We start from the raw sequence: 20,343 nt of genomic DNA, 5'->3' as shown, positions 1-20,343 counted from the left end.
TCCAAGTACCCTGGACCCAGTTCCCTGTACCTACAATGCCCCAAGTATTTACTCCACCGACGTTTCCACTGCAATTGCCTATTGAGCCTGCCCACGCAGTATCGGCTAAAGCTCCCATGAGAAAAATAGCCGCAATGTTCTGAGCGATCTGCCTTATAGCACCTCTTTGTGCTATCGATGCAAACGATTGTGCATTTGATGATACTTCGACGCAGCTTCTCCCTTTGCTCTGACTCTTTGCCAGCTCCCCAACCACACACCATTGACCAGTGGCTTTATTCCAAATAACTCTGAAAATTTTGTTCATTTTTATACTCCCGCAATACGTGCAGCAAGATTGGAAATCGGACTCAGCCCACTAAGAGAAATGGTGTTTTTTTCCCGAAAATCGCTCCAACTTCTGCGATCAACGCCCTAGAAATTGAGCATGCGACGCGACGCTTACGGAATTCCAGAGAGTTATCCCCAGACGGATCAGCCATCGACGGCGCTACAAATGGCTGGAAGTGTAGAGGGGATTTTTAGATTAAAAAAAGTACGAGACAATGCTTAACCAAATAGTCAACAAACCGTCAACATTTGTTGCCTTGCTGTTTATGGCCGCCATAATTCCGCCAACATTGAGCCAGCATTTGTTACTTTAAATTCACATATTTTTGCCACGGTGACATTCGGCATCACATTGCTTCTATTGAAGAATTTGGAGCGACATAAAGGAAGGGGATCAGGTCATATGCATGAGAACATTCCACGCGATGCGAACTCGCCCTCCTTGCTCCCTGCATCACGATTGCACTTGCGCCACTCCATCCAAAACCACACTGCGAGAATCGCTACCGCGACGTTCCGCAACGCTTCAGATTGCCCGACCAAAAAGCCCAAAGCATCCGGTCGCATGATGCCCACAAAGGAAGTGATTGACACCGGCGAAAGTGCGGCCCTACCAAGCACCCGTGTCTCAAGTTGCTTTTCAAGATGGCCCATAAGCAAAAAACCGGCAGAGCCAGGTTGACCAGCGTATTAATTACTTGGATCATCCTTGTTTCTCAAATGGCGGCGCGTCAATGTACCGATGATGTCGGCTTCGTTAATTTCCTTAAAAACCTCATGTGCTGTGACCAGTGCAAATAGGCCCCACTAGAAATTCAATACCAGCATGAACATGCTCGCAGGTAATCGCGAACCAATCGGCCAGCACCGGAGTGATGCGGATGGCGCGTGCCAGGTCGACAGAGAGTTAGATACCAGCAGCGCTTCATTGGAGCCAATAACAGCAGACAGGTAATTCGCCGCAGGAATGTTTTTGGCCATGGCGACCGCAATCTAAATCACCGCGCGATTTTTTTGTAAGGGCATCGGGTTATGCGCCAGGTTGGATGTCTAGTCTGGCTTTTATGTGGAGCAACGGTATTTGAAAAAAATTGAAAACTACATATTTTGACATTGGACAAATTGCTTTGATCTGGACGATGATTTTAGAGGGATAGTGTCTGGAGATCACGATGAAGAAAATCCTGGCGCAGCTGGCCTTGGGAGGCATAGCCGGATTGATTTTTTTCGTACTCGCGCCGTTAGCATTCGCCATATCGCCCGCATTTCACAGCTGGTGTGAAGCTCACTCAGCATTCTCTCAATTTTTCATCTATGTTTCGCTGCTACTCGCTTATACGTGGATGGAGATCAGCACTCGTCAATTTGACTAATCGATATTGAGACAACATCGACAATTCATGAGTTTGATAGGCCGTTATCATTTTTTTTAAATCCATGAAAACATCTTGTTATTTCTTCCCGTGAAACCTCAACTTGACCGCATCGAACACGTTAAAAGATCCACTTATGCCGAGATCTATTGCTTCGAATTCGGGAATACAGGAGATGTCGATCTTGCTCAAGCCGTCGACAATTAAATTGAATTAAGCATTCACGGCTCCAGACGGCATCGCATCCAGTGCGGGCACGTCGCTACGCGTTTTTAACGATGAAATCGTCCCGAGTCCAGCCACTAAGTGACGTTTGCAGAAGCGACCGTGGATCGCCACCGTAGTCTGTCCGAGATTGCAGTTGGGAACGTACCTATCCAATGGCTCACCATGGCTTGCATGTCCTTGGCGGCAATGGAGATTTCATGGCAATGGTGATAGAACCATCGCCAAGGAAGAAAAGAGAGGATGTTCCTCTTATGCGGCTATTTCCCCAGCCAAGATAAATGGGCCGCCTTTTGCTGCAACAGGTCGCAATATTTCCACCAGGAAATCAATACATCAATTACGTAAAAATATAACAATCTGGAGATATCAAATTGAAACGCTTTTGCTATATTGATTATTGTTGCTCTGTTGACTGTCCCATTGTTTAAAACAGCATAAGGAGATAATTTGCCATGCATACTATTCCTGCCACTAGCGCTCCAGGCAACAATGTAATCAACGAGCTAGCAACCTATGATCCAAATCCCTTGCTCGATTCCCTGATCGAAAAATTGCATTTAAAAAACGATGCGGCGCTGGCCCGCGCGCTTGAAGTCGCGCCTCCGGTCGTCAGCAAGATCCGGCATCACCATATGCCTGTTGGCGCATCGCTTCTGGTGCGAATGCAAGAAACCAGTCATCTCACCGTCAGGGAGTTACGCGCCTTGATGGGAGATCATCGGGCTAAATTTCGCACAGGCGACTATTATCTCAAGCAAAAAAATGGCTGACGCCGATTCTGGCTTTTAAGGAATTTTGCGTATAGTGGCATTACTTTGCTGGTACAGGGCCGCCATGATCATCGGCAAATTAATGCTTATCCAGAATAGTTTTCACGCCCGACCAGCTATTTTCCGAACGGATAAATGCTGAAGGCGTCTGCGTGTTACCCGGTGCGCCGGCTGGATACGCTGCTGTCGCTCCGGATAAAAAACTGCCGTGTTAACAAGTCACGACCATGGCGGGTGTCTTCGCCCTCACCTGCGCAAGCCTGTTGTCATCGGCGGCGGCGCACGCACGACGTATATGCTGCCCCTCAGGATGAGGGCGGCAATTGCCCAACAGAATTTACTTTACACATGTTCGAATCCCCTGCCAGTTCACATTTTTAGCAGGGTGAGCGTGCTACATCTCCCCGGCTACGCTTTCAACATCTCAGATGATGCACGTCAAAAAATAACGCGCGAAATCCGACCTGTTCTTGATGAAGACATTCAGATGGGCAATGCTCAGGTGACCTGCCCGGGTATTTGCGCCAGCAATTGCCCCATTTCCGAACATAACATCGGGTTCATCGGGGTAAATCAGCAATATGCTCATGTACTGAGTGTGTATCTGGAGACGCACATTCTTTCCTATTAATGACGAATTTGAAAACTCTTGTGAAATCCCATACAAGCTAATAGACAGGTGGCCTGTCTACTTCTAATATCGTTACAAATTATATCTATGGTACTTCTGCTTTCTGGAGCACGCGATGAGCACTCAGCTCGAAAAAATTTCGATCGATGCATATTTCAAAAAAATTGAAACACTATCTGCACTTTCGCTTTACGGTCAAAACGTCAAAATCGCAACTCATCACATCGTCAAAGATGTTTGTGAGTTCGCCAAGAACAATGCCAACAATCCGAATACGTATTTACTGGCGCTGAAAGAGCAATTGACCGCAATGGCCAATCGTACACATCCCAGCATGCCCGGTTATAAATCGACCATGGAGTACGCAGCTTCGTTGATTGTCATTCATAAACTCTGAGCAGTTGCTGATTGTCGTCATTCCTTCGTCATATCTGCATCGCCAGTGCTTTACGATGCCGCAACAAAAATGAAATGGCACACAATGATTTTTCTGAAGTTTCCAGCGGCAATTTTAATGGCTGGGTCCTTGTTTATCGCCTCTTCATTGCATGCTGAAGAAATCGCGACATTCTCCAATAAAGATTATTGGGAACTGAAATTTTCTCCATATACCTACCATTATCAATACAGCCCCGAGCATAAAAATGTATTTTTAATCGGCATAGAGCACCACCGAGAAGATCAATGGTTCGTCGGAGGAGTGCTGTTCTCGAACTCCTTTGGGCAACCGACAGCGGCTGCGTACGTAGGGTATACGTGGGATCAACTTTTGGGACAGCCTGCCCTTTTTGCAAAAATTGGAGCCGGACTAATGTATGGGTATACGGGGAAATACAAAGATAAAGTTCCGCTTAATTACAACGGCTTATCGCCAATTCTAATACCCGAAGTGGGCTGGAAAATAACGCCAAGGGACGCAATCGATGTTTCTTTACTTGGGACCGCTGGGCTTTTGTTTTCCTACAACCGAAAATTTTAAATCAATCCTTTCTTACTCTTGTGCATATCTCCATCTGTAACGATTCTTTTTTTGCAGCATCAGACGATACACTTCTGAATTCTTCCACGCAGAAGCCACGGGATAATTAAGTTGAAATATATCGTATGCCCCCATTGTCGAAGATTGATCGTACGTGGCGCCGCTGCTTGCCGAGGTTGCAAAGCTGAAGTTGAATACGGCATACCTGTGATCGTATATGGTGTAGTTGCAATATTAAGCTTAATTTTAGGATGCAAAATCTCAGGCATTGCTCCCACTGAACCGGCATTTATCGCCTGGGGTGTAGGGATAGTCGCATTTGTGATCTGCAGCGTTGCCCTCAGAAGAATATTCAAACACCGTGTTTTTATCAAACGGGTTTCAACCAACAAAAATTCTGATCCAACTCACTGATCCTACCCTCTGTTCATGACCCTCTCCAGGGTAGTTATTTCCCCTCTATCCACGACCCACTGGCCGGCACCTTTAATGCACGAGTCCAACATACAAATCTATCCAATATGCAAATCTCTAAAAAGCCCGGCACGGCCAGGAGTCAAGACGGAACGTGGTGCCACGTGGCATTAAAAGCCGAACATGCGACGCTGATAAATTCCGGCAGCATTGCACCTGTCCGGATGCTTGCCAATAGGTATGGCGTTTCTGTAACGACGATAAAGGAAGTGTTAGCTGAAAATGCCGCTGCCAATGCGAGCAACGATCCACCGATTTTTCACAGCCATGATCCGTTTGGGCGTTGCAAAAGCGTAGTTTGAGCATCCGCTTATCAACCGATGACTCAAGGAACTGTAATGTAATGAAAACATCGAAGATGGCACATATATCTACCCCACAGGAATCGGAGCAAGCCACTAACAGGCGCTCATTTATCGCTCCTGAACTGCCTCAATTGTTTTCAATGAACTATACAAGGCCAACTTACAGAAGTGCGGTACAAATCCATTATTTCTGGGCTTCTAGATTAATACCGATGGAACGATCCAAAATATGGCCGATTTGAAATCAACGGATGTAGAAGGAAGCGATAAGCTCATGAAAATATTGACGAAATCATTGCTGTTTCTTTTACTGGCATTTGGCGAGAGTTTGCTAGCATACGCACAAGATGATAGCTGGGGTAGTTTGAATAACCAAGCCGTGGCACTGAGTCAGCAAGGACAATTTTCCGCAGCCATCGCTGCGGAGCAAAAGGCCCTCCAAGTTATTCAAGGAACACCCACTTCCCTCCCTCTGGATATTGCGGGAATAATGAGCAATCTTGCGTGGCTATATTCCACCCAAAAACAATACTCGTTGGCAGAATCGATTCTCAAGCGTGTGCTGAAGATAAAGGAGCAGATACTTGGCCAAGATCATCGTGATGTAGCCAACACGCTCAGTCAGTTGGCCCTAGTATACCGTCAGACCGGACGAGAGGAGAAGGCTGAGCCCCTGGAAAAACGTGCCGCCACTATTCTTGCATCAACATCCCATTGAAGAAAATGACGATTGACGAAGCAAGTACTTCTATGCCAAGTTGAAGCGCATAAGCCGCATTCCAGATCGATAGGAATTTCAGTTCAGTGATGTTTCGACGAATCAAAATATTGAACTCGCCAAGATATACCACCGCCTGGTTACTGGCTGAGCAATAGTACTTTCTTGATGTCAGTTATATATTGAGGCACATTCCGCATACGCGATACAGACAATAATCTGGGAGGAGTTTCTGCGCCGGCTATGGTGATAGACTGTTGATGCTGATCAAATTATATTCGTGCGCGCTTCATTCGTAATCATGCAATTTCAACAATCCCGATTTATTCATCGAGGACTCTCATCGTTCTGAAACGGAGGTTTTGAAATGCATCGAATTCCCGTGTCACCGCTGATATTCGCGGCAGCGTTTACATTTTTGTCAGCTCCGGGTGTCGCTTCAGATGTCCCGGCATGGGTAGCGACCAAAACCCAGGCATTCTTACCGCAAGTTCTAGCCAAAGAAAAAAATGCGACTGGCAGCACCGATACGTCGACACCGGCTGATTCTGCAATCCAGATGGCCCCCGATGAGCCTGTGCATGTGACGGTAAGTTTGAAGTTGCGGGACAAAGCTGGTCTCGACAAATTTTTACGAGAAATAAATACACCTGGCAGTCCCTCCTACGGGAAATTTTTGACGCCGGAACAATTTACTAAACGATTTGCGCCAACGGAAGCGGATGTCGGAAAAGTGGTGGAGCATTTGGAAAAATCCGGCTTCATCAACATTGTTGTCTCGCCGAATCGGCAACTTATATCCGCAGAAGGCACAGCAGCTACAGTGCAAGTCGGTTTTCACACCACATTAAAAAACTTTTATCTAAATGGCGTTAAAGTATTTGCCAATGCCGACGCCGTCCAAGTTCCGTCAGCCTTGGCAGGGATTGTCGATGCGGTGCTTGGTTTGCAAAACGTGGAAACTGCGCATGTCCAAGGCGGTGCGTTGCAGAATACGGAAAGTGGGGAAAAACCGTAAATGTGCTGAGCCAAAAATTTAGTTGTCAATGACTGCGCAGATCACAGCAAATGTTGTGGGTGACAAAAATGATTAATTCATCAAGCGCACTTGCCAATATAGATCCATCATCTGCCGGGTTCGATGTAGACCTGGATGGCTTTATTTTTTACAAAAATTCACTTCTCTTTTTGCCTCCCAAGGAACGCGGGGCCTTCCGTCTGTTGTTGAGTGCCTGGCCGAAAGTAGTTTCAAAAGAAGATTTTTCAAAAAATGTTTGGGCCGGACGTATGTCAGATGATAGTTTGGCGCGATGTATTACACGGCTGCGCCGAGCCCTCTCCTATACCGGTGTAGTACAGATTGACTCCTTCTATGGTCAAGGTTATCGCCTGGCGATTTTGTCGGATAAGGTACGGCGATTAACAGGTGTGCCGGCAACGGTACATGTCCCTGAAAAATCTGATGTGGTAAAGCCTCACGCCGCATTAGTCGAGGCTTGCATCCACGCCCGGCAATTACTGGAAAATCGCTCATTGGATTCCCTGTCCCAAGCGGAATCAATACTCAAAAATGTCATCTCTAAAGCTCCTGGTTATATGCTCGCCAAACTGTTGCTTGCACAATATGTAGCCGACAGGGCATTTTATGACGGGAATATACAGCGCTCACAAATTGACGACGCTCTTAACCAATTAAGGACAGTTGAAGTCGCCGAGCCCTATTTGCAAGGCCTGCAATCACAGAAAGGCTATCTCCTTGATGCCAAATGGCATTTCGATGAAGCCAGGGTCACGCACAGACAAGCATTGCAAATGTTCCCCGACGATGACGCCGCCTATTATCGTTATGGCACTCATCTGATTGACACCAATGCGTCATCCGAGGCCATCCGCGTTTTACGTTCTGCCGTTCAACTCAATCCACACTCGCCGAAGATAGCTGTGGCGTTGGCGCGCGCCTACGCTTGCGAAAATCTGGATCAAGCTGAAGTGCTTGCTCAAGCACGGAGCGCATATTCATCTCATCCGGATAGTCCCGCAGCTTATCTGTATTTACTCTATATACTGGCCTGGATAGATCCGCAGCCGGAGATAGCTCATGCCGTTCGTCATTTTGTACAAAAAGACCGTCATGCACATGCCTTCGCCTCCAGGGCCGTAGCGTATGTGCTTGCACGTTGCGGTGATCATGCAGGAGCGCTGGAAATCATCGAGAAACATAGCAGTATTCATGGAATACATCTGGCGGCTTTAATTGCCATGGGAATGATTGACGAAGCGATGATAAAAGTGAAGGCTGCAGCTGAAACCGGATTTGGCGTTTTGCCTTTTTCACTCATCGTTCCGGAATGTGCAGAGTTGAAACAGCATCCAGACTATCCCGAGGTGTACGCCAAAGTATTTTCCCGAATGCCTTCTGAATAAGTAATAGCGCGACTAAATATAGACTGATAGGTGCCTTGTTGCAGGACACAGAAATTGGCGCAAAACCGTAAATGTGTGGGGCCAAAAACAAAAATTTAGTTGTTAATGATTGCGCAGATCACAGCAAATGTTGTGGGAGACACAAAAATGATTAATTCATCAAGCGCACTTGCCAATATAGATCCATTATCTGCCGGGTTCGGTGTAGACCAGGATGGTTTTATTTTTTACAGGAATTCACTTCTCTTTTTGCCTCCCAAGGAACGGGGGACCTTCCGCCTATTATTGAGTGCTTGGCCGAAAGTGGTTTCAAAGGAAGATTTTTCAAAAAATGTTTGGGCCGGGCGCATGTCAGATGATGGTTTGGCGCGATGTATTACGCGGCTGCGTCGAGCCCTCTCCTATACCGGTGTAGTACAGATCGACTCTTTCTATGGCCAAGGTTATCGCCTGGCGATTTTGTCGGATAAGGTGCGGCGATTATCCCTTGTACCGGCGACGGTTCATGTCTCCGAAAAATCTGATGTGAAAAAGCCTCACGCCGCATTAGTCGAGGCTTGCATCCACGCTCGGCAATTATTTGAACGTCGTTCGCAAGATGCCTTTTCCCAAGCGGAATCAATACTTAAAAATGTCGTCTCCAAGGCTCCCGACTATATGGTGGCTAAACTGTTGCTCGCACAATACGTCGCCGAACGGGGTTTTTTTGATGCGAATATACAGCGGTCGCAAATTGACGACGCCCTTAGCGAGTTAAGAACCGTCCAAGATACCGAACCACATCTGCGAGGTTTGCAATCACTGATCGGCCATCTTCTTGATTGCAAGTGGCATTTCGATGAGGCCAGGGTCGCGCACGAACAAGCGTTGCAAATGTCTCCCGACGATGACGCTGCCTATTATCGTTATGGTTTTCATCTGATCTGCACTAATGCTTTATCCGAGGCAGTCAACGCTTTCCGTTTTGCGGCTAAACTCAATCCGTTCTCGCCGAATATCGCCGCTGGGCTAGTACGTGCCTACGCTTGCGCAGGCATGGATCCTGCCGAACTGTTAGCGCAAGCACGAAGCGCATCTTCATCTTATCCGGATAGTCCCTGGCCCTATGTGGTTCTACTTTATACGTTAGCCCTGGTGGACCCGCAGCCGGAAATCGCCCACGCCGCACGTCATTTCGTGCAAAAGGACCGTTATGCGCACGCCCTCACGTCCAGGGCCGTAGCATTCATACTTGCGCGTTGCGGTGATCATGCAGGTGCTCTGGAAGTCATTGAAAAGCATGGCAGTATTCATGGGATACATCTGGCAGCTTTAATGGCAATGGGAATGATTGACGAAGCGATGATAAAAGTGAAGGCGGCAGCTGAAACCGGATTTGGCGTCTTGCCTTTTTTACTTAACGTTCCTGAAAATGCGGCGCTGAAACAGCATCCTGACTATCCTTCGGTGCATGCAAAAGTATTTGCCCACATGCCTCCTGAATAAGTAACAACGCGACCAAATAAAGACTAATAGGTGCCTTGTTGCAGAACACAGGAATTGGCGCAAAATTGTAAATGCATTGAGCACCCAATTTAGTTGTCAATAATTACAAAGGTCACACGAAATGTTTTGGATGACTGAAAATGCTTAATTCATCAAGCGCACTTGCCAATATAGATCCTTTATCAGCCGGGTTCGATGTAGACCAGGATGGCTTTATTTTTTACAAAAACTCACTTCTCTTTTTGCCTCCCAAGGAACGCGGAACCTTCCGCCTGCTGTTGGGCGCATGGCCAAAAGTGGTTGAAAAAAAAGATTTTTCAAAAAATGTTTGGGCCGGGCGCATGTCAGATGATGGTTTGGCGCGATGTATTACGCGGCTGCGCCGAGCCCTCTCCTATACCGGTGTAGTACAGATCGACTCCTTCTATGGTCAAGGTTATCGCTTGGCGATTTTGTCGGATAAGGTGCGGCGATTATCCCTTGTACCGGCGACGGTTCATGCCCCCGAAAAACCTGATGTAGTAAAGCCTCACGCCGCATTAGTCGAGGCTTGCATCCACGCCCGGCAACTACTGGAAAATCGTTCGCAGGATGCATTTTCCCAAGCGGAGTCAATACTCAAAAATGTCATTTCCAAAGCTCCCGACTATATGCTCGCCAAACTGTTACTTGCACAATACGTCGCCGAGAGAGCATTTTTTGATGGCAATATTCAGCGCTCACAAATTGACGATGCCCTTAGTCAATTAAAGTTAGTTCAAGATGCCGAACCCTATTTGCAAGGCCTGCAATCGCAGAGAGGTTACCTCTTGGATTGTAAATGGCATTTCGATGAAGCCAGGGGTGCACATGAACAAGCATTACAAATGTTTCCAGACGACGACGCCGCCTTTTACCGTTATGGGTTTCATCTATTAAACAGGAATGCTCCATCTGAGGCCATTAGCGCTTTTCGTACCGCTGTTCAACTCAATCCATTCTCGCCGAATATGGCCGGCGCGCTGGTACGTGCCTACGCTTGCGCAAATATTGATCCAGCCGAAGTACTGGCTCAAGCGCGAAGCGCATATTCATCTCATCCGGATAGTCCCTATGTTTATCTGCAACTACTCTACATACTAGCCATGGTTGATCCGCAACCGGAACTCGCCCATGCTGCACGTCATTTCGTACAAAAAAACCGCTACGCACACGCCCAATCGTCGAGGGCCGTGGCATACATACTTGCGCGTTGCGGTAATCATGCTGGGGCGCTGGAAGTCATTGAAAAGCATGGCAGTATCCATGGAATACATCTGGCAGCTTTAGTTGCAATGGGGATGATTGACGAAGCGATGATAAAAGTGAAGGCGGCAGCTGAAACCGGATTTGGCGTCTTGCCTTTTTCACTCAGCATTCCGGAATGTGCAGAGTTGAAACAACATCCAGACTATCCTGAGGTGTACGCCAAAGTGTTTTCCCGCATGCCTCCTGAAATAAGTAACAGCTCAGCGGAAGAAGATTGATTTGATCTGCCGCCGATATTGCCGGGCAACTGAGGTGCGGTATAGATGTGTTCTAAGGACGATGCAGCGTGGATAAATGGCGAACATAACGCTACAGAAGAGCTGGACAAGATTGAGGTAAGTTCGGGGAAATATTCCTCAACTATCTCCAGCAATCATAAAACAAGCATAAGTTATTGATTTTCAACAACATAACTGGTCCGGCCGGAGGGAATCGAACCCCCAACATTTCGGGTAGAAGCCGAATGCTCTATCCAGTTGAGCTACGGCCGGATTCATACACAGTTGATGCCTTGATTCCGATCGTGAGATCGCTTCGTTGCAGTGCTTGATTTTATCAAACGGAAATGAAAAAAGGGGCTGTCCGAAGACAGCCCCTTTTCTACTTATTGGTCGGAGTACAAGGATTCGAACCTTGGACCCCCTGGTCCCAAACCAGGTGCGCTACCGGGCTGCGCTACACTCCGAGAAGCAAGATAATAAACAGTATTCCGATTTTTGTCAAATTTTTATACAGGAAAATTTTTAAATTTTGCTGCAAAAACCAACCCAATTCCGATACCGCCAAAAGCTTATCTGCTGAAAAACTTGAGAGACGGATTAGACCAGATTTAAGAAAAATATGCGACAAAAAAAACGCTTTTTTCGATAAATATTTAAACTTTTTTCGGTTCTGCTTAAAACATCGGCAAAACTGCAAAAAATTTGCTGATGTTTTAAGCAAACCGACATTTCATCAATTATTTAAGAATTTATTTGGCCTGGATTTAATTCGCTTTTAATCCTGCCGCAACGCTAATTGCGCACGCTGAAAAATCACTTTAAAGCGGCTGCCATTGCCATACTCCGAAGAAATTTCAAGGCGACCGCGATGGCGCAATAACACATGCTTCACAATTGCCAGCCCGAGACCTGTTCCCTGTGTCGCGCGTGAACGGGTTTTGTCGACGCGATAGAAACGTTCCGTAAGCCGACTCAAGTGTTCAGCCGCAATGCCTATGCCATCGTCGATCACGGTCAGCGTTGCACCATCGTTTTCCATCGCCCAACTGACATCGATACGACCGCCGTCAGGCGTGTAGCGCACCGCATTCGACAGCAGGTTGACGAACGCGCTTTCCAGTTCATCGCGATTGCCCTTCAGGTCGACATCCTGCACCTCCCGTAAAGTGATGAAGTGCTTGCCGCCGGAGAGCGCTCTCGCCTCCTCCACTATACGGGTTAACAAAGGCTTGATACGCACTGTATCGCCGGAAGGTGGCTGCAACAGTGATTCCAGCCTGGTCAAGGTCAGCATGTCGGCCACCAGCCGCTGCATGCGCTGTCCCTGCTCCGCCATCAAATGCAGCTGGCGCAACCGGGTTTCTTCGCTCATATCGCTACTCAGGGCGTGCTCAAGAAAACCGTTGATGACAGTGAGCGGCGTGCGTAACTCGTGCGATGCATTGGCGATGAAATCGCGCCGCATGGTATCCATTTTTTCATTTTGCGTGACATCGTGCGTCACCAGAATCTGGCGCCGGCTTTCGAAGGAAATCAATTGCACAAGGATTTTCCTGTCGTGATGCATGAACGGCAAAGGCTGTTCAAAACGGCCTGAGAGCATGTAATCGACGAAATCGGGGGAGCGAATCAGGTTGGTTAGCAAACGCCCTTCATCGCGCTTCAGATCCAGCCCAAGATGGGTTTGCGCGGCCGGGTTACACCACTCTAGGTGCATCACGCCGTCGACGATCACCACGCCATCCGGCAGAAGGCTCATGGCTTGACGAAAACGCGCCAGCCACTCCGCCATTTCAGCGCGCGAACGTTCATCTTCATGCCGGATATCGTCCAGCGCAGCGAAGGCATGCGCCCACATGCCCCAGGTTTTCGGCCGAGGACGACCGACCGGAGCATCCAGCCATTGTTCGATTTGATAGAGCGAGCGCATCTGCAGGAACAGCAAGCTCGCCAGCGATAAGCTGTAGAACAGCAAGCCGACGATGGCGCCAAAGGCAGCACCGATAGCCACCGCAATCAAGGACAAAAGACCAAACCAGAGCAGCGCCGGCACCCAGAATTTACGTGCGCTACGCGTACTGGTATCGCGCACGGTCACGCCGCCGGTTCGGCGTTAAGCTTATAACCGACGCCGCGTACGGTTTTGACATAGTCTGCTGCCGCGCCGAGCGATTTGCGCAAGCGCATGATGTGAACGTCGACTGTACGCTCTTCGATGAACGTATGGTCGCCCCAGACTTTATCGAGCAACTGTGCGCGCGAAAAAATCCGATCCGGATGCGCCACCAGGAAACGCAACAATTTGAATTCGGCCTGGTCCAGCTCGACTTCCTGATTATCGACAGTAACCTGATAACGGTCGGTATCGATCCGGATCAAGCCATGTGTCAGCAGGCTTTGCCCTAGCTCGGGTATCTTGCGCCTTAACAGTGCTTGAATCCGTGCGATCAACTCTTTCGGAGAAAACGGTTTGGTGACGTAATCGTCGGCGCCCGCATTCAGGCCTCTGACCTTATCCTCATCCATACCCTTGGCGGTCAGCATGATGACCGGCAGCGTGGCGCTACGCAGCTGTCCGCGCCATTCCTGCAGCAATGCCAGGCCAGATGTATCCGGCAGCATCCAGTCTAGCAACACAGCCTTTGGCAAGACATCGACAATGGCCTGACGCGCCTCGGCGGCGCTATACGCAATCTCACAGGAAAAACCTGCATCGTCGAGCGTGAAACGCAGCAGCTCGGCGATGCCTGGCTCATCTTCGACAATCAAAATGTGGGTTTGATATTTCGACATCAGGCATTAACTCTATTCAATCCAACAATTCAATTCCGGCTCAAGCCGTTACTTTATCCGCAATCCGGCGCGCCATCGCTTGCGCGAGATCAGCGCTCTTGGCTTCGACCATGACCCGAATCAACGGCTCCGTGCCCGAGGCGCGAATCAACACGCGGCCATTATCGCCAAGCTCACGCTCAACAGCTTCCTTTTCTGCCACCATCGCCGGATTTTTCTGCCAGTCGAAGCCCGCGCTCACCTTCACGTTAATCAGGGTTTGCGGATACAGCGCAATATCGGAGGTCAGCTCGGCCAGGGTTTCGCCGGTGCGCCGCAAGGCCGAGAGCACTTGCAATGCCGATACGATGCCGTCGCCGGTAGTGTGCTTGTCCAGGCACAACAGATGGCCGGAGCCCTCGCCACCCAGACTCCAACCGCGTTCTTTCATCACCTCAAGCACGTAGCGATCTCCGACCTTGGCGCGGGCGAATTCCACGCCCATCTGACGGAACGCCACTTCCAGCGCCATATTTGTCATCAAGGTACCGACCGCGCCTTTTACCGCACCGATCTTCATCCGATCCTTAACCATCACATACAGCAGTTCGTCGCCGTTGTAGATGCGACCGGTTGCATCCACCATCAGCAAACGGTCAGCATCGCCATCCAGGGCAATGCCAATGTCCGCGCGGTTAGCGCGCACCGCCAACGACAATGCCTCCGGCGCAGTAGCGCCAAAGCCTTCATTGATATTGAAGCCGTTAGGCTGATTGCCGATGGCGATCACGTCAGCGCCCAGCTCGTGGAATACATGTGATGCAATATGGTAAGCGGCGCCATGGGCGCTATCGACTACGATCGTCAGGCCACGCAAGTCGAGCTCGTTGGGAAAGGTGCTTTTGCAGAATTCGATGTAACGCCCCGGCGCATCATCCAGGCGCTTTGCCTTACCGAGCTTATCGGATACTACGCAATCCATCGGCAATTCCAGCGCCGCTTCAATCGCAGTTTCCACGGCATCCGGCAATTTATTGCCTTGCGCCGAGAAGAATTTGATACCGTTATCTTCATACGGATTATGCGAAGCCGATATCACCACCCCGGCGGATAATCGCAGGGCGCGAGTCAAATAGGCGATCGCCGGCGTCGGCATCGGTCCGGCCAGCATGACGTCTACGCCGGCAGCGGCAAAGCCGGCCTCCAACGCGGCTTCCAGCATGTAGCCGGATACGCGGGTATCTTTACCAATCAGGACCGTCGGCTTGCCACCGCCCGCTTTTGCCTGCGCCAGCACCTTGCCGGCGGCATAGCCGAGTTTCATTACAAAATCTGGCGTAATCGGCGCAACGCCAACACGACCCCGTACACCGTCAGTGCCAAAATATTTTCTTGTCATATCAATCTTCAGTCAATTTTTCTGCTCAAATCCAACCGTGTTATCGCTTATATTCATTTCATTGCTGGGCCGCCTGCCACACCGCGAGGGCGTCGACAGTCTCTGCCACATCATGCACCCGTACGATTTTGGCGCCCTGAGCGACTGCCGCCAAAGCCGCAGCAAGGCTGGCAGCCAAGCGCCTCTCCAGTGGCTTGCCGGTGAGTTCGCCTAGCATCGATTTACGTGACATTCCAGCGAGCAGCGGCAAATCCAGTTTGCGCTGAATATCGCCGATGCTTTGCAACAAAGCAACATTATGCGCCAAGGTCTTGCCAAAGCCAAAGCCTGGATCAATGCTGATGCGATTTCTTGCAACGCCGGCCTGCTCCAGGACAGTAACGCGCTCGCTCAGAAAAGCGCTGACTTCAGCCACCACATCCTGATACTCGGGCTTGAATTGCATGGTTTGCGGATCGGCCTGCATATGCATGACACACAAGCCGCAGTCGCTGTCGCTCACTGCCTCCAAAGCGCCCGAGGCGCGAAAACCATTGATATCGTTGATCAGGTCAGCGCCGGCGGCAATCGCTTCGCGCATGACGCCTGGCTTATATGTATCGATAGAGAGCGGCTTGCCGCAATCGCGCAAGGCATAAATCGCCGGCATGACCCGGTCCAACTCTTCTTCCAGCGACAACGCAGGACTACCAGGACGACTCGATTCGCCGCCGATATCAATGATATCGACGCCGTCAGCAATCATCTGCTCCGCGTGCGACAGGGCGAATTCAAGCGCATGGAATCTGCCGCCGTCGGAAAACGAGTCGGGAGTCACGTTGAGGATTCCCATCACCAGGGGTCTCGCTTGCGGCGTATTGACTGGCAGCCGGTAACGGCCGCATTGAAAATATTGTTGCATATCGGGATTAAATGAATCTGAAATGTGTGAAGACAAATAAAAAGGGCGAGGATCGCTCCTCACCCTTGCTTATACAAGCTTCATTCACTTGCTACGCCGACCAGGCGCTGCGACGGGATCAGGCCGGTGCTGTAGCGTTCGGCGAAACACCGCCGGAAGAACTGTCGCTAGATGCCTTGCGCACCGAGCTGCCGGCTTTCGGCAAACGTGGCTCCAGACCTTCCATGATGTCGTTGATCTGATCGGCGTCAATGGTTTCCCAATCCAGCAAAGCCTTGGTCATGGCTTCGACCTTTTCCTTGTTTTCCTCTAGCAAGCGACGCGACAAAGCGTATTGCTGATCGAGGATGCTGCGAATTTCCGCATCAACCTTTTGTTGCGTCGCTTCGGATACGGTCTTGGACGACATGCGGCCAAAATAAGCATCCTGCTCAGTATCTTCGTAGACCATGGTGCCCAGGCTTTCCGACATGCCGTAACGCGTCACCATCGCACGCGCCAGCTTTGTCGCGCGCTCAAAGTCGTTGGAAGCGCCGGTCGACATCTGGTGCATGAAAATCTCTTCGGAAATACGACCGCCGAACAAGATAGCAATCTCTTCCAGCATCTTGTCCTTATACATGTTGATGCGATCATGTTCCGGCAACTGCCAGGTCAGGCCAAGCGCAAAACCACGCGGCATGATCGTGACCTTGTGCACCGGATCAGCCTTCGGCAACAGTTTCGCAACCACGGCATGGCCGGACTCGTGATACGCAGTATTGCGACGCTCTTCTTCACGCATGACAGCCGATTTACGCTCAGGGCCCATGACGATCTTGTCCTTGGCGTCCTCGAAGTCTTGCATCTCCACCAAGCGCTTTGCACGACGGGCTGCAAACAGAGCGGCTTCATTGACCAGATTGGCCAGATCGGCGCCAGAGAAACCTGGCGTACCGCGAGCCAGTATGTCCGCTTTGACGTCAGTCGAAATCGGTACTTTACGCATATGCACATTCAGGATCTGCTCGCGGCCCCGAATGTCCGGCAAGCCGACGACCACCTGACGGTCGAAACGACCCGGGCGCAAGAGAGCCTTGTCCAGCACATCGGAACGGTTGGTTGCAGCGATCACGATCACGCCGGAATTGGCCTCGAAGCCATCCATCTCGACCAGCATCTGGTTCAGCGTTTGTTCACGCTCATCGTTACCACCGCCCATGCCCGCACCGCGATGACGGCCAACCGCATCGATCTCATCGATGAAAATAATGCAAGGGGCATGCTTCTTGGCGTTTTCAAACATGTCGCGCACACGCGATGCGCCGACACCGACGAACATTTCGACAAAATCGGAACCGGAAATGGTGAAGAACGGTACTTTCGCTTCGCCTGCAATTGCACGCGCCAGCAAAGTCTTACCGGTACCTGGAGGACCAACCATCAGCACACCGTGCGGAATACGACCGCCGAGCTTCTGGAATTTGGTCGGGTCACGCAGGAAATCGACCAGCTCGGAAACTTCTTCCTTGGCCTCATCGCATCCTGCGACGTCAGCAAACGTGACTGAATTGCTGTTCTCGTCCAGCATGCGCGCTTTCGACTTGCCGAATGAGAATGCCCCGCCCTTGCCACCGCCCTGCATCTGGCGCATGAAGAAAATCCAGACGCCCAGCAACAGGATCATCGGGAACCAGGAGATGAAGATCTGCTGCAGGAACGATGGTTCTTCCGGCTGCTTGACTTCGAATTTGACGTTATTGTTGACCAAGTCGCCGACCAGACCGCGGTCCAGCATCGTGATGGCGGTTTTCACTTTCTTGCCGTCCGACGTAGTGGCAACAATACTGCTGCCTTCAATCGTCGCATCGGTGATATGCCCGGCCCGGATTTCCGTAATCAGGTCGGAGTAGGCGATTGGCCCTGCTCCACCGGCCAGCCCACGCCCGTCGAACTGCTTGAATACGGTGAAAAGCACCAGGGCAATAACCACCCAAATGGCGGCTTTGGAAAACATGTTGTTCACTAGAACTCCTTGGACGCGCTGCGCGCCTGACATAGGTACAGCATCGAGATATTCCTTTGATTTTACTCGGAATAGATACAGCTTGCTAGAAGGATGGCCTGAGTTAGGGGGCCTTAGCCGAAAAAATGGCTAAACAAATATTTTTCCGGCCCGACCCTGCCCGCCTTGCGACAGCCCCTCCCGCAAGATATGAGGTTGCACCTATGAAAATCAAGGAATATTTGCCAATTAATATGGATTAGCGTGGATTTTTCAATATCTTTCCCAAGAGGAAAATTTCTGAAGATTTGTCGCGACTGGCCTTGGGCTTTCTCGATGCCACGGTTTTGAATTCCTGGCGAAATTTCATCAGAACTTCATTGTAGCCAGTGCCGTTGAAGCATTTTGCCAGCAAAGCCCCACTTGGTTTCATGTGCAACTGTGCAAACTCAATTGCCAAATCGATAATTTCCTCAACCCGCGCCGCATCGGATATCGCTATGCCAGACAGGTTGGGCGCCATGTCGGACAACACCAGATCAACCTTGCGCCCCTCCAGCAAGCGCTCCAACTGGCGCAGGCTGTCGGCCTCACGGAAGTCGCCCTGGATGAAATAGACGTCGGCAATCGGTTCCATCGGCAGGATGTCGAGGCCGATGATCATGCCGTGGATACCGCCGCCATCCTGCCCCGCCAGCTTGTTGCGGGCGTATTGCGACCAGCTGCCCGGCGTGGACCCAAGATCGACGATGATCTGGCCAGGCTTGATCAGCTTGTCCATTTCATCGATTTCTTTCAGCTTGTAAGCAGCCCGCGCGCGGTAGCCTTCTTTTTGCGCCAACTTCACATAAGGATCGTTAATGTGGTCGTGCAGCCAGTTTTTGTTTAATTTCTTCTTTGCCATTCGCGTAGAATACCGTTTTTAAGGAATTTTTATGTTGAAACTTACATCTGCCGAGCGTAGCGAGCTCCGTTCCCAGGCTCATGGCCTGGACCCTGTGGTCTTGATCAGCGAAGCGGGCTTGAAGCCCACCCTGCTGAAAGAGATCGATTCCAGCCTGAACGCCCACGGCCTGATTAAAGTGCGTGTATTCGGTGATGATCGCGAGGCACGGATTGCCATCTACGAAACTATTTGCGAGAAACTCGGCGCCGCGCCGGTACAACACATCGGCAAGCTGCTGGTCTTGTACCGCCCGCAAAAAGATGCCGCCAAAGAACGCAGCGAAACGCGCGGCCGCGGCATGCGCGAAGTCACTATCGTCAAGCCGAGCCCAAGCGGCACCAAGCGCCCATCGGTGACCAAGGTCATGGTAAAAGGCAATGAGCGCGTGACTCAGGGCGGCAACATCAAACGCGCCAAACCGCGTCAGAAGAGCAGCAAGAAATCAGCATTGGGGAGTTAATGTAATGGCCGCCAGCCTCGGCAGCCACTACACTTCACGATTCAGCAAGGGGGACCGTATCATACGGTGGCGTCGAAATCCAGCCGGATCCGCAAGCGCCTCCCCTCCAATCCGCATTAACTAACCGCTAGCGCAAGCTGCGCAACTTCAAAATCAGCCCGACGCCCAGCAAACTCTGGATCAGGTAAATCCCGCTGGCAATGCCATGCAGGATGCCGAATTGCGTCTTGGCGCCGTCAGCCATGACGCCGCCGGTCAATGCCGCAGCTTCGCGCAAGCTGGCCATGAATGGCTGGATGCAGAAATATCCCACCACAGTACAAGCCAGCATCAGCAGGGTCAGGCGCAGCACGGTTTTGCGCAACGGCGCAGAGTCGTCGTGCGTGCGATAACTGAACAACATGACCAAGAGGATGCCGCAGACTATCGCAAGCCAGGCCTCGATACGAAACAGACTACCAGCGATGGTGCCCGCCAGCATGCGGTCAGGCAAAGTGGCGAACAAGGTCGGCGCGACCAGATAACCTACCGTCCACAGACTACCAACCCACAAGGTAGCGATTAACAATCTGAATCGCACTACGAACATTGCTACTCCCGGTTTTCTGATCGCTGCTTCACAGGTGCCGCTGCTCGGCGTCGCCATCATGGCCACG

19 protein-coding genes, 2 tRNA genes and 1 pseudogene are annotated in these 20,343 nt (G+C 50.5%); 12 read left to right on the top strand and 10 right to left on the bottom strand.

The features are described 5' to 3' along the window. Positions 1-199: 199 nt before the first annotated feature. A pseudogene (locus LT85_RS27495) lies at positions 200-307 on the bottom strand (ESPR domain-containing protein); the annotation flags it as partial. Positions 308-1,502: 1,195 nt separating this feature from the next. Between LT85_RS27495 and LT85_RS10485 the strand changes: the two are divergent. From LT85_RS10485 to LT85_RS10445, 11 genes are all read left to right on the top strand, one after another. Continuing rightward, positions 1,503-1,703 carry a hypothetical protein gene (locus LT85_RS10485; protein ID WP_038488308.1) on the top strand — a complete coding sequence of 67 codons (201 nt, stop codon included), beginning with the start codon at positions 1,503-1,505 and terminating at the stop codon, positions 1,701-1,703. Positions 1,704-2,383: 680 nt separating this feature from the next. Next, complete coding sequence (locus LT85_RS10480; protein WP_038488305.1) at positions 2,384-2,701, top strand: hypothetical protein; 318 nt, start codon at positions 2,384-2,386, stop codon at positions 2,699-2,701. 208 nt (positions 2,702-2,909) lie between these two features. Further along, positions 2,910-3,332, top strand: coding sequence for a hypothetical protein (locus LT85_RS26525; RefSeq protein WP_156117491.1), 423 nt, complete (start codon positions 2,910-2,912; stop codon positions 3,330-3,332). 115 nt (positions 3,333-3,447) lie between these two features. After that, positions 3,448-3,729 carry a hypothetical protein gene (locus LT85_RS10475; RefSeq protein ID WP_038488302.1) on the top strand — a complete coding sequence of 94 codons (282 nt, stop codon included), beginning with the start codon at positions 3,448-3,450 and terminating at the stop codon, positions 3,727-3,729. A 69-nt stretch (positions 3,730-3,798) separates the two neighbouring features. Next, complete coding sequence (locus tag LT85_RS10470) at positions 3,799-4,311, top strand: hypothetical protein (RefSeq protein ID WP_156117490.1); 513 nt, start codon at positions 3,799-3,801, stop codon at positions 4,309-4,311. A 578-nt stretch (positions 4,312-4,889) separates the two neighbouring features. Then, the gene (locus LT85_RS26520; protein ID WP_156117489.1) at positions 4,890-5,087 is read left to right on the top strand and encodes a hypothetical protein; all 198 of its coding nucleotides are present in this window, start codon (positions 4,890-4,892) and stop codon (positions 5,085-5,087) included. Between the two features lie 232 nt (positions 5,088-5,319). Next, positions 5,320-5,808, top strand: a complete 489-nt coding sequence (locus LT85_RS10465) for a tetratricopeptide repeat protein (RefSeq protein ID WP_038488299.1) — start codon at positions 5,320-5,322, stop codon at positions 5,806-5,808. A gap of 367 nt (positions 5,809-6,175) precedes the next feature. Continuing rightward, positions 6,176-6,826, top strand: a complete 651-nt coding sequence (locus tag LT85_RS10460) for a protease pro-enzyme activation domain-containing protein (RefSeq protein ID WP_038488297.1) — start codon at positions 6,176-6,178, stop codon at positions 6,824-6,826. 68 nt (positions 6,827-6,894) lie between these two features. Further along, complete coding sequence (locus tag LT85_RS10455; RefSeq protein WP_172656969.1) at positions 6,895-8,232, top strand: winged helix-turn-helix domain-containing protein; 1,338 nt, start codon at positions 6,895-6,897, stop codon at positions 8,230-8,232. A 147-nt stretch (positions 8,233-8,379) separates the two neighbouring features. Then, on the top strand, positions 8,380-9,717 hold the full coding sequence (locus tag LT85_RS10450) for a winged helix-turn-helix domain-containing protein (RefSeq protein WP_172656968.1): 1,338 nt from the start codon (positions 8,380-8,382) through the stop codon (positions 9,715-9,717). Positions 9,718-9,857: 140 nt separating this feature from the next. Further along, entirely contained in the window at positions 9,858-11,222 is a 1,365-nt protein-coding gene (locus LT85_RS10445; protein WP_038488289.1) for a tetratricopeptide repeat protein, read from the top strand. A 196-nt stretch (positions 11,223-11,418) separates the two neighbouring features. On the opposite strand, the gene LT85_RS10440 is transcribed toward LT85_RS10445, so the two are convergent. The 8 genes from LT85_RS10440 to LT85_RS10405 form a co-directional block, all read right to left on the bottom strand. Continuing rightward, positions 11,419-11,495, bottom strand: a tRNA-Arg gene (locus LT85_RS10440). A 117-nt stretch (positions 11,496-11,612) separates the two neighbouring features. After that, a tRNA-Pro gene (locus LT85_RS10435) sits at positions 11,613-11,689 on the bottom strand. Positions 11,690-12,000: 311 nt separating this feature from the next. Continuing rightward, the gene (gene phoR / locus LT85_RS10430) at positions 12,001-13,317 is read right to left on the bottom strand and encodes a phosphate regulon sensor histidine kinase PhoR (protein ID WP_038488286.1); all 1,317 of its coding nucleotides are present in this window, start codon (positions 13,315-13,317) and stop codon (positions 12,001-12,003) included. Between the two features lie 2 nt (positions 13,318-13,319). Further along, on the bottom strand, positions 13,320-14,018 hold the full coding sequence (locus LT85_RS10425) for a winged helix-turn-helix domain-containing protein (RefSeq protein WP_038488283.1): 699 nt from the start codon (positions 14,016-14,018) through the stop codon (positions 13,320-13,322). A 40-nt stretch (positions 14,019-14,058) separates the two neighbouring features. Next, on the bottom strand, positions 14,059-15,396 hold the full coding sequence (glmM, locus tag LT85_RS10420) for a phosphoglucosamine mutase (protein ID WP_038488280.1): 1,338 nt from the start codon (positions 15,394-15,396) through the stop codon (positions 14,059-14,061). Positions 15,397-15,454: 58 nt separating this feature from the next. After that, positions 15,455-16,297, bottom strand: coding sequence for a dihydropteroate synthase (gene folP / locus LT85_RS10415; RefSeq protein WP_038488277.1), 843 nt, complete (start codon positions 16,295-16,297; stop codon positions 15,455-15,457). 118 nt (positions 16,298-16,415) lie between these two features. Beyond that, entirely contained in the window at positions 16,416-18,302 is a 1,887-nt protein-coding gene (gene ftsH / locus LT85_RS10410; RefSeq protein WP_038495799.1) for an ATP-dependent zinc metalloprotease FtsH, read from the bottom strand. Positions 18,303-18,540: 238 nt separating this feature from the next. Next, entirely contained in the window at positions 18,541-19,185 is a 645-nt protein-coding gene (locus tag LT85_RS10405; RefSeq protein ID WP_038488274.1) for an RlmE family RNA methyltransferase, read from the bottom strand. 31 nt (positions 19,186-19,216) lie between these two features. Here LT85_RS10405 and LT85_RS10400 point away from each other — a divergent pair, with 31 nt between their 5' ends. After that, a complete protein-coding gene (locus LT85_RS10400) occupies positions 19,217-19,687 on the top strand; it encodes a YhbY family RNA-binding protein (RefSeq protein WP_038488271.1) in 471 nt (156 codons plus the stop codon). Positions 19,688-19,814: 127 nt separating this feature from the next. On the opposite strand, the gene LT85_RS10395 is transcribed toward LT85_RS10400, so the two are convergent. Continuing rightward, positions 19,815-20,276: a DUF4149 domain-containing protein gene (locus tag LT85_RS10395; RefSeq protein ID WP_038495796.1), complete on the bottom strand. Its 462-nt coding sequence runs from the start codon at positions 20,274-20,276 to the stop codon at positions 19,815-19,817. Between the last annotated feature and the right edge of the window lie 67 nt (positions 20,277-20,343).

Origin of the sequence: Collimonas arenae (assembly GCF_000786695.1) — a bacterium.
GTDB lineage: Bacteria > Pseudomonadota > Gammaproteobacteria > Burkholderiales > Burkholderiaceae_D > Collimonas > Collimonas arenae_A.
The sequence above is the reverse complement of the archived record's forward strand: the minus strand, read 5'-3'. Positions and strand labels throughout refer to the sequence as shown.

Excerpts from the sequence above, each read along its gene's own strand:
- LT85_RS10400 (WP_038488271.1), top strand. The coding sequence starts at position 19,217 with ATGTTGAAACTTACATCTGCCGAGCGTAGCGAGCTCCGTTCCCAGGCT.
- LT85_RS10445 (WP_038488289.1), top strand. The coding sequence starts at position 9,858 with ATGCTTAATTCATCAAGCGCACTTGCCAATATAGATCCTTTATCAGCC.
- LT85_RS10460 (WP_038488297.1), top strand. The coding sequence starts at position 6,176 with ATGCATCGAATTCCCGTGTCACCGCTGATATTCGCGGCAGCGTTTACA.
- LT85_RS10455 (WP_172656969.1), top strand. The coding sequence starts at position 6,895 with ATGATTAATTCATCAAGCGCACTTGCCAATATAGATCCATCATCTGCC.
- LT85_RS10480 (WP_038488305.1), top strand. The coding sequence starts at position 2,384 with ATGCATACTATTCCTGCCACTAGCGCTCCAGGCAACAATGTAATCAAC.
- LT85_RS10405 (WP_038488274.1), bottom strand. The coding sequence starts at position 19,185 with ATGGCAAAGAAGAAATTAAACAAAAACTGGCTGCACGACCACATTAAC.
- LT85_RS10465 (WP_038488299.1), top strand. The coding sequence starts at position 5,320 with ATGGCCGATTTGAAATCAACGGATGTAGAAGGAAGCGATAAGCTCATG.
- LT85_RS10425 (WP_038488283.1), bottom strand. The coding sequence starts at position 14,018 with ATGTCGAAATATCAAACCCACATTTTGATTGTCGAAGATGAGCCAGGC.
- LT85_RS10395 (WP_038495796.1), bottom strand. The coding sequence starts at position 20,276 with ATGTTCGTAGTGCGATTCAGATTGTTAATCGCTACCTTGTGGGTTGGT.
- LT85_RS10485 (WP_038488308.1), top strand. The coding sequence starts at position 1,503 with ATGAAGAAAATCCTGGCGCAGCTGGCCTTGGGAGGCATAGCCGGATTG.
- folP (WP_038488277.1), bottom strand. The coding sequence starts at position 16,297 with ATGCAACAATATTTTCAATGCGGCCGTTACCGGCTGCCAGTCAATACG.
- LT85_RS10450 (WP_172656968.1), top strand. The coding sequence starts at position 8,380 with ATGATTAATTCATCAAGCGCACTTGCCAATATAGATCCATTATCTGCC.
- glmM (WP_038488280.1), bottom strand. The coding sequence starts at position 15,396 with ATGACAAGAAAATATTTTGGCACTGACGGTGTACGGGGTCGTGTTGGC.
- LT85_RS10475 (WP_038488302.1), top strand. The coding sequence starts at position 3,448 with ATGAGCACTCAGCTCGAAAAAATTTCGATCGATGCATATTTCAAAAAA.
- LT85_RS10470 (WP_156117490.1), top strand. The coding sequence starts at position 3,799 with ATGAAATGGCACACAATGATTTTTCTGAAGTTTCCAGCGGCAATTTTA.